The following is a 14105-nucleotide window of genomic DNA, read 5'->3' as shown; positions in this document are numbered from 1 at the left end:
CTTGGATCTCGGCTCAAGGCCGGGATGACAGAGGGCTTACTGCGCGCTGGCGACCGTGGTGCCCGATGCCGGAGAGACGGTCGCGTTGACGGCGACGGTATTGCCAGCCGCGCGGTTGGCGATGCGGATCGCGGGATCGCCCTTCATGCCGGGAAAGCGCGGCCACATGCCCTGTGCGAGCGCGGAGCGGCTGGCGGAGGTGTTGCGGCCGGTCTGGCCCTCGTACATCCAGTAATTGCGTAACACGGTGACGACGTAGCCGCGGGTTTCCCAATAGGGGATGCTCTCGATGTAGAGCAGCGGATCGCCATTGTCGCGGACGAGTGAATTCCACTCGCCGACCGGCTTGGGACCAGCATTGTAAGCAGCGATTACCTTGGGCAGCAGGCCCTGCGTGAGGCCCATGTCGCGCAGCTTTTCGAGGTGGCGCTGGCCGATATCGATGTTGGTCGACGGGCGAGTCAGCGCGGTCTTGTCGACCGAAACGCCGCGCTCGCGCATGTAATCGGTCGCGGCGGCGGGCATGATCTGCATGAGACCATAGGCGCCGGCGGGCGAAACGACCTTGTTGCGGAAGCCCGATTCCTGGAGCGTGTGCGCATAGACCAGCGCCTTGTCGACGCGCCAGCCAGTGTCCGGCGTCCAGTTCGGCGTCGGATAGCGCGTCTCGGCCGTGGCAACGAAGCCCTGCGGGCAATTGTGCGCGAGCCACACGACGCTCGCGGGAAGATTCATCTGCTCGGTGACACGCATCAACGACGCGAATTCGTTCACCGGGCCGATCTTCGCCTGCTGGCGGATCACATCGTCGGCAGCGCCCTCCTCGCCGATCTCGATCAGCGCGGCGGCGACGCGGACGTTGGGACTACGCTCGAGGTTCGCCCAGTCGCTCGTCACCTTCTGCGGCTTGATCCCGCCGGCAGACATGCCGAGCGCCTGGCGCGAAAGCTGGCCGTAGAAAGTCTCGCCATATTGCGCGGCGTTCTTGAGTCGCGCCTCGATCCGGTCGGGGCGGCCGCACGTCATGTCGGCGCGGCTGGCCCAATAGAGCCCGGCGGCGCGCATGTCGGTGTCACCGGCGCGGGCCGATACGGCTTCGAAGCCCTCGCCGGCCGCGGCGCAATCGTTCTGGCGCCACGCCGCCAGTGCCGAAGTCCAGCGGGCGTGCGTGGCCCAGTCGCCCTGCCCGCGCGCGGCCTTGGCGCCGATGCGACGCGCGTCCTTGTCGAGACCCTGGAGGAAATAGATCCACGCGATCTTCGACTGCCATTCGGTTTCGGCCTCGGGGGTGAGGCCGCCGGTCGAATCGAGCAGTGATTCCGCCTCGCGGCCCATGTCACCCTTCACATAGGGCACCATCTTCGCGGCAAGATCGGCGGCGATCGCGTCGCTCTTGGTGGTCTTGGCGCGCACGCGGATCGGCGCCCCGTCCTGCCACACGAGCCGCTGCGCCACCGGGAGCGCCGGAAGCTCCTCCGCGCCACGCGCACGAGCAAGCCGCGCGAGCGCCTCAGCCTGCGGCAGTTCGGGCGCCTCGGTCAGCAGGCGGACCAGCGGTTCGATTTCGACGCGCGGCGAGCCCTTGGCGGTATAAAGCTCGGCGCGGGCGTAGCTGTGCAGCGGGCCGGGGGCCATCGCGTCGAGCCCGAGCTGCGCATCCTGCCAGCGGCTTTCGCGGATCGCGGCGAGGACGGCACGATATTGCGTGCGCTGCTCGGCGCTGAGCTGCGACGGGACGACGGGCTTGGCGAGGCTGACGGCCCGAGCGGGCTCCGCCGCCGCGAGCGTGGGCGCCAGCGCGGCGATCGACGCGGCGGCAAGCAAGGTTCGGATCACTTCGTGTTCCCCATTCCGGCACTCAGCATCTGCAAATCCTTCCACGCCTCGGCTTTCAGCGTGGGCCGCTCGAGCAGCATCCGCGGATGGAAGCTCGCAACGACCTCGGTGCTTGTCCCAGTCTTATAGTTAAGTACCTGTAAACGGCCGCGCGCTTCCATCACGTTCGCCGCCAGAATGGCTCGGCTCGCCGCATCGCCGAGTACGAGCAGCCGGCGCGGCCCGGCCAGCCCGGCGTGATGGCGCGCGATCTCGCCGAGCCGGGCCTCGATGTCGCGCGGCATCCGCCCGGCAGTCGGGCGCGCGGCGCAGACGCTGGCGAGATACACGTCGGCGCGGCTGCGGCCGATCGCCGCCAGCATGCGATCGAATAATCGCCCAGCAGCGCCGCGAAGCAGCGAATCACCTTCGTCGCGTTCGGGGCAATCGACCAGGATCATCAGGTCGGCATCGATCGGACCGCTGGCGGAGACGAGCGTCACGCCCCAACTGCTTTCCGGCGCGTGTTGGCCGGTGCGCCAGGCAAGAAACGCATCGAGCGCCTGCGGGAGCGCGGCGGCTTCCTGCGGCGCGGTCGGCGCAGCGGCGCGGGCATGCGGCGGTGTCTGTGCGGCGGACGCTACGGCAAGCGCTTCTTCCGCCGCCAGCCAGTCGAACGGATCGTCGCCAACGAGCGTATCGACGCCGGCATCGCGCCACCATTCCAGCGCGCTTGCGGCAAGTTGTTGCCAATCGTGGTTTTGGTCGGCCCCCATCGCCACTACATAGCGGGAGTGTTGACGCAGCGGTCAATTCGCTGAACAGCCGATGGGGATGGGACGTGGCCGGCATGCGCCCGATGGCGCGCATTTTGTTGTTGCCGGCACTTGGAGAGAATGATGAGCGAACGCGAGTCGATGCCGTATGATGTTGTGATCGTGGGTGCGGGGCCGGCTGGCCTCAGCGCGGCGATCCGGCTGAAACAGCTCGCGGCGGAGAAAGAAGGCGAGCTTTCGGTCTGCGTGCTCGAGAAGGGCAGCGAAGTCGGCGCGCACATCCTGTCTGGCGCGGTGATCGATCCCAAGAGCCTCGACGAGCTGCTGCCGAACTGGCGCGAGGATGGCTGCCCGCTGGCCGAGGTGCCCGTAACCGACAATCAGCACTGGATCCTGACGAAGACCGGCAAGTACGACATGCCGCACTTCGTCACGCCGCCGTTCCTGCACAACAAGGGCACCTACACCGGGAGCCTGGGCAATTTGTGCCGCTGGCTGGCGGGCAAGGCCGAGGAGCTCGGCGTCGAGATCTTCCCCGGCTTCGCGGCGGCCGAAGTGCTGTTCAACGAGGACGGCTCGGTCAAGGGCGTCGCGACGGGCGACATGGGCGTAGGCCGCGACGGCACGCACAAGGGCGATTACCAGCCGGGCCTCGAGTTGCACGCAAAATATACGTTCTTCTCCGAAGGCGTGCGCGGGCATCTGTCTAAGCAGCTGATCCGCCAGTTCGATCTGGCGCGTGACAGCAGCCCGCAGGTCTATGGCCTGGGCATCAAGGAATTGTGGGACATCGATCCCGAGCTGCATCAGCCCGGCCGCGTGATCCACACGCAGGGCTGGCCGATCAGCGAGACCGAGGGCACCAACGGCGGCGGCTGGCTGTATCACCAAGCCAATGGCCAGGTGAGCCTCGGCTTCGTGACGTGGCTCAACTATACCAATCCGCACCTCTCGCCGTTCCACGAGATGCAGCGCTGGAAGACGCATCCCGAGATCGCGGCGATCCTGAAGGGCGCCAAGCGCGTCAGCTATGGCGCGCGCGCGATTTCCGATGGCGGGCTGCAGTCGATCCCCAAGCTCGTCTTCCCGGGCGGGGCGCTGATCGGCGACAGCGCGGGCTTCCTCAACGTGCCGCGGATCAAGGGCACGCATACCGCGATGAAGAGCGGGATGATGGCGGCCGAGGCGGCGGCGGACGCGGTGCTGTCGCAGCGCGGCCATGACGAGCTGACGGCCTACCCCGCTGCGTTCGAGAAGAGCTGGGTGAAAAAGGAGCTGTCGGTCGTCCGCAACGTCGTGCCGCTGGTGAAGAAGTTCGGCGATTTCCTCGGCTCGGGCCTCGCGGGCATCACGATGTGGGCCGAGCATCTGGGCATCAAGATGCCGTTCACGCTGAAGCATCACCCCGATCACGAGACGCTGTGGCGCAAGGATCTGGTCAAGAAGATCGACTATCCCAAGGCCGATGGTGTGCTGACGTTCGATCGCCTCTCGTCGGTGTTCCTGTCGAACACCAATCACGAGGAGGACCAGCCGGTTCACCTGACGCTGAAGGACCCGAACGTCCCGGTCGAATACGATCTGCCGATGTACGACGAGCCGGCGCAGCGTTACTGCCCGGCGGGCGTGTACGAGATCGTCGGCGAAGAGACGGGCGATCCCAAGTTCGTGATCAACGCGCAGAATTGCGTCCACTGCAAGACGTGCGACATCAAGGACCCGACGCAGAACATCAACTGGGTGGTGCCCGAGGGCGGCGGTGGGCCGAACTATCCGAACATGTAAGCTGCTGGCGCTGGCGGCGTTCGTCGTCGCCGCGCCGGCGCAGGCAGCGACGCCTGATCTGCTCGCGTACCTGAAGGCGCGCGCGGCGGATGGCGACGATGCCGCCGGCGTCGCTTCGACCTATTACGCGACCGCGCTGGATGCGTCGCCGGACGATCCGACCGTTGCGGCCTATGCCTATCGCCAGGCGATCGCGGCGGGCAACCTGCCGCTCGCGCTGCGCGCCGCCGCGGCGCTCGGGGCGGCGGCGCCGGCGGATGCCGACCTGCTGGTGGTCGCCGATGCGGCGGTGCGCGGCGATCGTGCGGCGGTCGACAGTGCGATCGCGCGGCTTGCCAAGGGGCAACTCTCGATCCTCGCCGCGCCGCTCGCCGCCTGGGCAGAGCTCGAGCGTGGCCGCGATCCGATGCCGCTACTCGCGACGCAGCGCGACGACGTGGTCGCCAGGCGTTTTGCGAGCGAAGCGCGCGCGCTGATCCTGATCGCGCAGGGCCGCCACGTCGAGGGGGTTACGGCGTTGCGCGTGGCACTCGGCATCACGGGCGGGCAATCGAGCGAGGATCTGCGGATCAGCGCGGCGCGGCTGCTGATCGGCGCGGGACGGATCGAGGAAGCGCGCGGGCTGCTGCTTGGCGATGCGGCGCCGATCGCGGCGTTGCGTGCGCAGCCCGGCGATGGCGCCAAGGCAACGCTCGGGTTCGGGGCCTCGGCGCTGTTCACGCGCGTCGCGTCCGACATCGCGCTCGGCCCGCCCGGGCCGCTGCCGCTCGCGCTGGCGCAGGCGGCGGTACTGGCCGACCCCGCGAACGATCGCGCCCGGCTGCTGCTCGCCTATGCGCTGGGCCGCGGCGATTATGTCGATCGCGCGCTCGCGACTCTCTCCACCATCGCTCCCGATAGCCCCTATGCCGAGTCCGCCAACGCTGGCCGGGTGCAGATCGTCGCCGGTGCCGACCGGATGGACGAGGCGCTCGCGCACGCGAAGACGCTCGCCGAGCGCGGCGATCCGTCGGCAATCCAGCGCTATGCGGACCTGCTGATGGCGGCGAAGCGCCCCGCTGACGCCGCACCGCTTTACCGCCGGATGATCGGCCGCGCGACCACCGACGACGGATGGGCGCTGTGGTTGCAATATGGCGGCGCACTCGACGAGGCGGGCGATTGGCGGGCCGCGCGTCCGGCGCTCGAACGTGCCGTGACGCTGGCGCCCAACGAACCACTCGCGCTCAATTATCTGGGCTATGCCCGCATCACGCGCGGCGAGCAGATCGCCGAATCCGAGGCGCTGCTCGAACGCGCCAGCCGGCTGCGGCCCGACGACATGGCGATCACCGATTCGCTCGGCTGGGCTTATCACCTGTCGGGCAAGCAGGGGCGCGCGCTGCCGCTGATCGAGCGCGCCGCCGCCGCCTCGCCCGACAATGCCGAGATCGGCGAGCATCTCGGTGACATCTATTGGGCGCTTGGGCGACGCTTCGAGGCGCGGTACGCCTGGCGCGCGGCATTGTTGGTGGCAGAGGGCGACGTGCCTGCGCGGCTGGAAGCGAAGATCGCCGATGGGCCGGCTGCGCAGCGATGACCAACCCGATCGTTGAAGTCGCGCCGGCCAAGCTGAACCTCGCGCTGCACGTGCGGCGGCGGCGCGCCGACGGATATCACGATATCGAGACGGTGTTTGCCTTCTGCCGCGACGGCGATGTGGTGACGCTGACGGATGCCGAGCGTGATGCGTTCACGATCGTCGGGCCTTTCGCGGCGGCGTTGAGCGGGGGAACGGACGACAACCTCGTGACCCGCGCGCTACACGCCTTTCGTGACGCGTTTGGCGTCGCCGCAGCGCATGCGATCACGCTCGAGAAGAACCTGCCGGTCGCCTCCGGGATCGGCGGCGGGTCGGCGGATGCGGCGGCGACGTTGCGTGCGCTGGCGCGGTGGCATGGCGTTGCGCTGGACGAGCCGCGGCTGGTGGCGATCGCCGGTGCGCTTGGCGCCGACGTGCCGGCGTGCCTTTCCGGGCGGACGGCGTTCGGCACCGGCAAGGGCGATGCGCTGGTGCCGCTCGATGGCTGGGCGGGCGTGCCGGTGCTGCTGGTAAACCCCGGTGTCGCGGTGTCGACCGGGGCGGTGTTCGGCGCGTGGGACGGCGCGGACCGCGGCGCGCTCGATCCCGGCGATCCGCTGGCCGGGCGCAACGATCTCGAGCCCCCTGCCCGCGCGCTGGCGCCGGTGATCGACGAGCTGATCGCGCTGCTTGCCGCACAGCCCGGCGTGACGCTGGCGCGGATGTCGGGATCGGGCGCGACGTGCTTCGCGCTGTTCGAGACGCCCGCGGATCGCGACGCGGCCGATGCGGCGATCGCCGCTGCCGCACCGCACTGGTGGCGGCTCGCGACCACGCTCGCGTGATCTTGCTCGACCAACAGGGCGGCATCGCGCGGCTGACGCTCGACCGCCCGGCGCAGCGCAACGCGCTTGCCACCGACGACTGGCGGACACTGGCGGAGACGATCGCGACCGTGCCACAGGACGCCGGCGTCGTGTTGCTGCGATCGTCGATGCCAGGCATCTTCTGCGCCGGGGCGGACCTGCGCGATCTCGCCCGGCTCGCCGACGAACCCGAGCGCCGCGCGCCGTTCCGGCTGGCGATGCGCGCGGCGATCGATGCACTGGCGGCACTGCCGATGCCGGTAGTCGCGACGATCGACGGCGGGTGTTTCGGTGCTGGCGTGGCACTCGCGCTTGCCGCCGATCTGCGTGTCGCGAGCGCGGCGGCGGCGTTCGCGGTGCCGCCGGCGCGGCTCGGCATCGCCTATCCGGCGGAGGATGTCGCGCGACTGGCGGCGCGGGTCGGCGAGGCACAGGCGGCACGGCTGCTGTTCACCGCCGCGACGATCGACGCCGACGAGGCGCTCCGCATCGGGCTGATCGACTTGATCGGCGACGGCGCGGCGGTGGCCGAAGCGATTGCCACAAACGATTCCACCGCCCTCGCGACGCTCAAGGCGATGCTGCGCGATCCAGCCGGCCGGCGCCACGCAGCCGCCTTCGAGGATAGCTTCGCCAACCCGCGCTTTGCCGCCGCGACGCAACGCTATCGTTGATCGCCGCCCGGCGACGCGCGATAATGCGCGGATGCCGATCGACGAGACCCGCACCTTCATCCCCGTCCGCATCGCGGTGCTGACCGTCTCCGACACGCGCGGGCTGGCGGAGGATCGCTCGGGCGACACGCTCGTCGCGCGGCTGACCGACGCGGGGCACGTACTCGCCGAGCGCGCGATCCTGCGCGACGATGCCGATGCGATCGTCGCGACGCTGCACCGCTGGATCGACGACGAGGCGGTCGACTGCATCATCACTACCGGCGGCACCGGCGTGACCGGGCGCGACGTGACGCCCGAGGCGATCGAGCGCGTCGCGGACAAAATGATCCCGGGCTTTGGCGAACTCTTCCGCTGGCAATCGTTTCAGACGATCGGCACCTCGACCGTTCAGTCGCGCGCGTGCGCGTGTGTGGCGCGCGGCACCTATATCTTCGCGCTGCCCGGCTCGACCGGCGCGGTGAAGGACGGATGGGACGGCATCCTGGCGACTCAGCTCGACAGCCGGCACATGCCCTGCAACTTCGTCGAGTTGATGCCGCGGTTGCTGGAGCGGTAAGGCAAGCGTTTGATTTCGCAGCGCGGAAGACATATATACCGTCCGTTATGGAAACCGCTACCCTCCCTGCCCCCAAGGGTCGCCCCCGCGAATTCTGCACCGATGCGGCGCTGGCGGCGGCGCTTCGCGTGTTCTGGAGCAAGGGCTATGAGGGCGCGTCGCTCGCCGAGCTGACCGAGGCGATGGGCATCACCAAGCCAAGCCTCTATGCCGCGTTCGGCAACAAGGAAGCGTTGTTCCACAAGGCGCTCGACCTCTACGAGGCCGAGAAGATGGCCTATACGCGCGAGGCGCTGCAGCAGCCGACGGCACGCGCGGTGGCGGAATATTATATGCGCGGCGCGCTCGATGCGCAGATGAGCAGCTGCGAGCCCAAGGGGTGCCTCGGCGTCATCAGCTCGGTGGCGTGCGGCGCGGAAGCCGAGGCGATCAAGGCCGACGTGGTCGCGCGGCGGGCATCGTCGCAGCGCATGCTGGTCGAGCGGTTCGAGCAGGCGCAGCGCGATGGCGATCTCCCCGCGCATGTCGACCCCGCGGGGCTGACGACGTACCTCATCGCGCTGTTGCAGGGGATGGCGGTGCAGGCCGGATCGGGCGCGACACGCGCGGCGCTCGAGCAGCTGATCGACACGAGCATGGCGGTGTGGCCGAGCAAGTGAGCGCCCACGTGCAGCAATAAATACCGCTTGGTACGAAAAGCGGTTGACGCGTCCCAATCCCGTTTATATACCGACCAGTATAGAAAGCAGCGGCGCGCACTGGCGCTGCTCGGGATAAAGGGACCTCCTCATGGCATATCTCGCCTTTTCCGAGATCGACACGATCAGTGGCCAGGTCGCACGCGCGGTCGAGCCGAAGCCTGCGGAAGCGACCGGCGCGTCGCTGTCGGCGCTGGAGTGGCTGGTGGTCGCCGTCGCGAAGCGCGATCGCATGTCCTCGTTGCGCCAGCCTGGGCGGCTTACGGTCGCGATGGGCAGCTTGTTCGGGCCGCAGCGCAATCCGCGGCTCGCCGACGAACGGCTCGAGGCGCTGCGCCGAATTGCGGTGCTGAGCTGGCATTACGGCTATGTCGTGCCAGGCAGCGAAGTGACCCGCTTCCTCGCCGCAGGCTTCGCGCCCGAGCAGTACGAACTGGTGGTCGACAGCATCAGCGCCGACCGGCTTGCGCACCGCGCGGAGCGGTTTCGCCGCTGAGCGTGATCTCGCACTCCACAATACCCGTCATCCCCGCGGAGGCGGGGATCTATAGCCGCTGAACGACGTGAGACTCACCGGATCCGGCGACTATAGATCCCCGCCGTCGCGGGGATGTGGGCGAGCGATGCGACCGCAAGTCAGCGGTCATGCAGCCGTTGCAGCGCGATCCCGGCGAGGTTCTGGGTGCGACGCAGGTAGCGGATCCGCACGCGGCCCGGCGGCGACGGGAGCGCGCGGAGTGTTCCCAGATGCCCCGCACAAGCTGGCGGGCATTTCGCCACGCCAGTCGCCTGAGCGATCACCGCGGCGGCATCTCCCAGCAGCAACGGATCGGCTAGCCCGAGCTCCTGCGCCAGCCGCATCGCCGCGATCAGCGCGAGCCATTCGGCGTCCATGCTGGTGCCGGGGCCGAGATCGCGGTGAACGATCGTTCGGCCACCCGTCACCAGCGCCAGTTCCATGCCCGCCGGGCGGCTGCCGCCGTCGAAGAAGATTTTCACACCGCCCGCCATTCACCCGGTGCGAGGCCATCGAGCGACCATTCGCCGATGCGCCAGCGTACAAGCCGAAGCGTGCCGTGCCCGACCGCCGCGGTCATGCGGCGGACCTGGCGGTTGCGACCTTCGCGGATCGTCAGCCGCAGCCAGCAATCCGGGATGCTCGCGCGGACGCGGATCGGCGGATTGCGCGGCCATAAGGCCGGCGGGTCGATGCGCTCGACCTCAGCGGGCCGCGTCGTGCCGTCGTTGAGCGCGACGCCGGTACGCAGGGCAGCGAGCGCCACGGAATCGGGTTCGCGCTCGATCTGGACGAGATACGTTTTGGGCAGCTTGAACTTGGGGTCGGCGATGCGCGCCTGGAGCCGCCCGTCGTCGGTCAGCAGCAGCAACCCCTCGCTGTCGCGATCGAGCCGGCCGGCGGGATAGACGCCGGGCAGGTCGATGAAGGCCGACAGCGCGGGGCGGGTCGTCGCGCTGCCGCGGTCGGTGAACTGGCTCAGCACGTCATACGGTTTGTTGAACGCGATCAGCGTCATGCCGCGAGGCTCAGCGCCACCGCCTCCGCCGCCTTGATCCCGTCGACCGCCGCCGAGAGGATGCCGCCGGCATAGCCCGCCCCCTCGCCCGCCGGGAACAGCCCGCGCGTGTTGAGGCTCTGCATGTCCTTGCCGCGGGTGAACCTCACCGGCGAGGAGGTGCGCGTCTCGACGCCGGTCATCACCACATCGGGATCGTCATAGCCCTTGATCTGGCGGCCGAAGACCGGGAGCGCCTCGCGCATCGCGGCGACCGCGAAGTCGGGGAGGCAATCGGCGAGATCGGCCGGGGTCACGCCGGGGCGGTACGACGGCACGACATTGCCCAGCGTGGTCGAGGCGCGGCCGGCGAGGAAATCGCCGAGCCGCTGCGCCGGCGCCTTGTAGTTCGAACCGCCGGCGACGAAGGCGCGCGTTTCGAGATCCCGTTGCAATGCCAAGCCGGCGAGCGGATCGCCGGGGTAGTCGCGCGCGGGATCGATCGCGACGACGAAGCCCGAATTCGCGTTGCGTTCGTTGCGCGAATATTGGCTCATGCCGTTGGTCGCGACATGGCCTTCCTCCGACGTGGCGGCGACGACGGTGCCGCCCGGGCACATGCAGAAGCTGTAGACGGTGCGGCCGTTCGAGCAGTGATGCGAGATGTGATATTCCGCCGCGCCGAGGATCGGGTGGCCGGCGTCGTCGCCGAAGCGCGCGCGATCGATCCACGATTGCGGATGTTCGATCCGCACGCCGACCGAGAAGGGCTTGGCCTCGACGAACACGCCCGCTGCGTGGAGCATCGCGAACGTATCGCGCGCACTGTGCCCGACCGCGAGGACGACACGATCGGCGGCGAGATACCCGCCGTCGCTGAGGTGCACCCCGCGGACGTGTCGCTCGCCACCCGTCTCGGCGATGTCGAGGCCATCGACGCGGGTGCCGAAACGGTATTCGCCGCCGAGTGCCTCGATCGAGGCGCGCATGCTCTCAACCATCGTGACGAGCCGGAAGGTGCCGATATGCGGATGCGCTTCGGTGAGGATCTCGGGCGGGGCGCCGGCCGCGACGAATTCGTTGAGCACCTTGCGGTTGAGGTGCCGCGGATCCTTGATCCGGCTGTAGAGCTTGCCGTCGGAGAAGGTGCCCGCCCCGCCCTCGCCGAACTGCGCGTTCGATTCGGGGTTCAGCACGCCACGTCGCCACAGCCCCCAGGTGTCCTTCGTGCGCTCGCGCACCACCTTGCCGCGATCGAGCACGATCGGGCGGTGGCCCATCTGCGCGAGGATCAGCGCGGCGAACAGCCCGCACGGCCCCGCGCCGATCACCACCGGGCGCGCGGCACCGGCGGGTGCAATGGCGACCGGGCGGTAGCTGGTGTCGGGGGTGCGCTGGACGTTACGGTCATCCGCGAAGCGCGCGAGCAACGCGGCTTCGTCCATGACATCGACGTCGACCGCATATACCAGCGCGATTTTTCCCCGCGCGCGTGCATCGTGGCCGCGGCGCGCGACGGCGTAGTTCCGCAACTCCGCCGGCCCGATGCAGAGCCGCCGGACGATCGCGGCGGGCAGGTCGTCCTCGACGTGGCGGAGCGGCAGTTTCAGTTCGGTGATGCGGATCATCGCGGCGCCTTATCGCGGGTTCGCGCGGCGCGCTAACATTGCGCCGCGACCATTGCCGAGGATGGTTATTCCGCGGGCGACTTCCTAGATGGCGGCTGTACCGATCGGCGCCCGCCAGTGCGCGCCATCCTTCCGGAGAAATCATGCAGCCCGTCATCTCGATCCGTGGCCTCCGGAAGGCCTATGCCTCCGGTCATCAGGCGTTGAAGGGGATCGACCTCGATATCGCGCGCGGCGAGATCTTCGCGCTGCTCGGGCCGAACGGCGCGGGCAAGACGACGCTGATCGGCGCGATCTGCGGGCTGGTGACGCCGACCGGCGGGACCGTGCTGGTCGACGGGCACGATCACGTGCGCGCATATCGCGAGGCGCGCTCGCGCATTGGGCTGGTGCCGCAGGAGCTGAGCACCGATGCCTTCGAGCCGGTCGGCTCGACGGTGGCGTTCAGCCGCGGGCTGTTCGGCTATCCGCCCAACCCCGCCTTCATCGAGCAACTGCTGCGTGATCTGTCACTGTGGGACAAGCGCGATGCACAGATCAAGGAATTGTCGGGCGGGATGAAGCGCCGCGTGATGATTGCCAAGGCGCTGGCGCACGAACCCGAAATCCTGTTCCTCGACGAGCCGACCGCTGGCGTCGACGTCGAACTGCGGCGCGACATGTGGAACATGGTGCGGCGGCTGCGCGAACGCGGCGTCACGATCATCCTCACCACGCACTATATCGAGGAAGCCGAGGAAATGGCCGACCGGATCGGCGTGATCGATCGGGGCGAGCTGATCCTGGTCGAGGACAAGGTAACGCTGATGAAGAAGCTGGGGCGCAAGGCGCTGACGATCCAGCTCGCCGAGCCGCTCGATGCGATCCCGCCGGAGCTGGCCGAATGGCAGCTCGAGCTGATCGGCGAGGGTAGAGAATTGCGCTACGTGTTCGATCGTCATGCCGAGCGGACTGGCGTGCCATCGCTGCTGGCGCGGCTGCGCGACCTCAACATCGGCTTTTCCGACCTCAACACGCACCAAAGCTCGCTCGAGGAGATATTCGTGAGCCTCGTCAACGATCGGCGCGCGGCATGAGCGCGAGCACAAAGCGGGCCGCCAGCTTCAACGCGCGCGGCGTCTGGGCGATCTATCGCTTCGAGATGCACCGCTTCCGCCGCACCTTGTGGACCGGGCTCGCCGTGCCGGTGATCACCACGACGCTGTATTTCGTCGTCTTCGGATCGGCGATCGGTTCGCGCATGACCGAGGTGAGCGGCATCCCCTACGGCAGCTTCATCGTGCCCGGGCTGATGATGCTGTCGCTGTTCCAGGAAAGCACCTTCAATGGCGCGTTCGGCATTCACATGCCGCGCTTTACCGGCACGATCTACGAACTGCTCTCCGCGCCGATGTCGCCGTTCGAATCCGTGCTCGGCTATGTCGGGGCGGCGGCGACCAAGGCGGTCGTGGTGGCGATGGTGATCCTGGCTACCGCGCATCTGTTCGTCGACGTTGAGGTCGCGCATCCGTTCGCGATGTTCGGCTTCCTGTTGCTGGTCGCGTGCGCCTTCTCGCTGTTCGGCTTCGTGCTTGGCGTGTGGGCCAAGGGGTTCGAACAATTGCAGGTGATCCCGCTGCTGATCGTGACGCCGCTGACATTCCTGGGCGGCGCCTTCTATTCGCTCGACATGCTGCCCGAGCCGTGGCGCACGGTGACGCTGTTCAACCCGGTCGCGTATCTCATCAACGGCTTCCGCTGGACCTTCTTCAACGTGGCAGACGTATCGCCGCTGATCAGCCTGGCAGTGACGGCAGGTTTCTTGGCGGTGTGCCTTGGCGCGGTATGGTGGATCTTTCGCACGGGATACCGGCTGAAGACCTGACTCGCGATTGCGCGCAGGCGGCGTCACCGCCAAGGGGCGCAACATGGATTATATCGCGTTCAAGAACAGCGTTGCGAACATCATCGCGCCAAGCGGCGATTCGTTGGCGCACGTGCATGGCGGGATGGCGGTGCTGCTGCTCGCGCGACTGATCACGCGCCGGTCGCTCGCAACGCCGGTCCCGCTCCTGTGCGTGTTCGCGCTGCAGTTCCTCAACGAATGCATCGATCGCTACAATCATGGCTCGTGGCGGTGGCCCGATACCATCGGCGACACGCTCAACACGATCTTCTGGCCGACGGTGCTGTTCCTCGGCCTTCGATGGCGGCAGCAGCGCGAGCGCTAGAAATTCGCTAACCTGCCGC

At 68.3% G+C, this 14105-nt stretch carries 15 protein-coding genes; 10 read left to right on the top strand and 5 right to left on the bottom strand.

Annotation, left to right across the window (positions count from 1 at the left end; translation table 11 throughout):
* Positions 1 to 36: 36 nt before the first annotated feature.
* A complete protein-coding gene (locus LLW23_RS13940) occupies positions 37 to 1836 on the bottom strand; it encodes a lytic transglycosylase domain-containing protein (RefSeq protein WP_228946099.1) in 1800 nt (599 codons plus the stop codon).
* The gene (locus LLW23_RS13935; protein ID WP_228946098.1) at positions 1833 to 2591 is read right to left on the bottom strand and encodes a uracil-DNA glycosylase; all 759 of its coding nucleotides are present in this window, start codon (positions 2589 to 2591) and stop codon (positions 1833 to 1835) included. Before LLW23_RS13935 ends, LLW23_RS13940 begins: the two co-directional genes overlap by 4 nt.
* A 123-nt stretch (positions 2592 to 2714) precedes the next feature.
* Here LLW23_RS13935 and LLW23_RS13930 point away from each other — a divergent pair, with 123 nt between their 5' ends.
* The 7 genes from LLW23_RS13930 to LLW23_RS13900 all read left to right on the top strand — a co-directional run bounded on the left by LLW23_RS13930 (position 2715) and on the right by LLW23_RS13900 (position 9230).
* Positions 2715 to 4376, top strand: a complete 1662-nt coding sequence (locus tag LLW23_RS13930; protein ID WP_228948591.1) for an electron transfer flavoprotein-ubiquinone oxidoreductase — start codon at positions 2715 to 2717, stop codon at positions 4374 to 4376.
* On the top strand, positions 4351 to 5955 hold the full coding sequence (locus tag LLW23_RS13925; protein ID WP_228946097.1) for a tetratricopeptide repeat protein: 1605 nt from the start codon (positions 4351 to 4353) through the stop codon (positions 5953 to 5955). Before LLW23_RS13930 ends, LLW23_RS13925 begins: the two co-directional genes overlap by 26 nt.
* The gene (locus tag LLW23_RS13920; RefSeq protein ID WP_228946096.1) at positions 5952 to 6782 is read left to right on the top strand and encodes a 4-(cytidine 5'-diphospho)-2-C-methyl-D-erythritol kinase; all 831 of its coding nucleotides are present in this window, start codon (positions 5952 to 5954) and stop codon (positions 6780 to 6782) included. The genes LLW23_RS13925 and LLW23_RS13920 overlap by 4 nt, the downstream gene beginning before the upstream one ends.
* Positions 6779 to 7477, top strand: a complete 699-nt coding sequence (locus LLW23_RS13915; protein WP_228946095.1) for an enoyl-CoA hydratase/isomerase family protein — start codon at positions 6779 to 6781, stop codon at positions 7475 to 7477. Before LLW23_RS13920 ends, LLW23_RS13915 begins: the two co-directional genes overlap by 4 nt.
* Positions 7478 to 7508: 31 nt before the next feature.
* Positions 7509 to 8036, top strand: a complete 528-nt coding sequence (moaB, locus tag LLW23_RS13910) for a molybdenum cofactor biosynthesis protein B (RefSeq protein ID WP_228946094.1) — start codon at positions 7509 to 7511, stop codon at positions 8034 to 8036.
* A gap of 47 nt (positions 8037 to 8083) precedes the next feature.
* Positions 8084 to 8695, top strand: coding sequence for a TetR/AcrR family transcriptional regulator (locus LLW23_RS13905; RefSeq protein WP_228946093.1), 612 nt, complete (start codon positions 8084 to 8086; stop codon positions 8693 to 8695).
* A gap of 130 nt (positions 8696 to 8825) precedes the next feature.
* Entirely contained in the window at positions 8826 to 9230 is a 405-nt protein-coding gene (locus tag LLW23_RS13900) for a hypothetical protein (RefSeq protein ID WP_228946092.1), read from the top strand.
* 140 nt (positions 9231 to 9370) lie between these two features.
* Here the strand turns inward: LLW23_RS13900 and LLW23_RS13895 are convergent, their stop codons facing one another.
* The 3 genes from LLW23_RS13895 to LLW23_RS13885 are packed head-to-tail and all read right to left on the bottom strand — an operon-like array spanning position 9371 to position 11876.
* Positions 9371 to 9733 carry a reverse transcriptase-like protein gene (locus LLW23_RS13895; protein ID WP_333473775.1) on the bottom strand — a complete coding sequence of 121 codons (363 nt, stop codon included), beginning with the start codon at positions 9731 to 9733 and terminating at the stop codon, positions 9371 to 9373.
* The gene (locus LLW23_RS13890; RefSeq protein ID WP_228946090.1) at positions 9730 to 10269 is read right to left on the bottom strand and encodes a pseudouridine synthase; all 540 of its coding nucleotides are present in this window, start codon (positions 10267 to 10269) and stop codon (positions 9730 to 9732) included. Before LLW23_RS13890 ends, LLW23_RS13895 begins: the two co-directional genes overlap by 4 nt.
* On the bottom strand, positions 10266 to 11876 hold the full coding sequence (locus tag LLW23_RS13885) for an NAD(P)/FAD-dependent oxidoreductase (RefSeq protein ID WP_228946089.1): 1611 nt from the start codon (positions 11874 to 11876) through the stop codon (positions 10266 to 10268). The genes LLW23_RS13890 and LLW23_RS13885 overlap by 4 nt, the downstream gene beginning before the upstream one ends.
* Positions 11877 to 12019: 143 nt before the next feature.
* Between LLW23_RS13885 and LLW23_RS13880 the strand changes: the two genes are divergently transcribed.
* From LLW23_RS13880 to LLW23_RS13870, 3 genes are read left to right on the top strand one after another with little or no spacing between them, the layout of a single operon-like run.
* Complete coding sequence (locus LLW23_RS13880; protein ID WP_228946088.1) at positions 12020 to 12952, top strand: ABC transporter ATP-binding protein; 933 nt, start codon at positions 12020 to 12022, stop codon at positions 12950 to 12952.
* Positions 12949 to 13740: an ABC transporter permease gene (locus tag LLW23_RS13875; RefSeq protein ID WP_228946087.1), complete on the top strand. Its 792-nt coding sequence runs from the start codon at positions 12949 to 12951 to the stop codon at positions 13738 to 13740. Before LLW23_RS13880 ends, LLW23_RS13875 begins: the two co-directional genes overlap by 4 nt.
* 43 nt (positions 13741 to 13783) lie before the next feature.
* A complete protein-coding gene (locus tag LLW23_RS13870) occupies positions 13784 to 14086 on the top strand; it encodes a hypothetical protein (RefSeq protein WP_228946086.1) in 303 nt (100 codons plus the stop codon).
* The last annotated feature ends 19 nt before the right edge of the window (positions 14087 to 14105 follow it).

Source organism: Sphingomonas radiodurans (genome assembly GCF_020866845.1).
Taxonomy (GTDB): Bacteria; Pseudomonadota; Alphaproteobacteria; order Sphingomonadales; family Sphingomonadaceae; genus Sphingomonas; species Sphingomonas radiodurans.
Note: the sequence above shows the minus strand (reverse complement) of the source record. Positions and strands in the feature narration are given on the sequence as shown.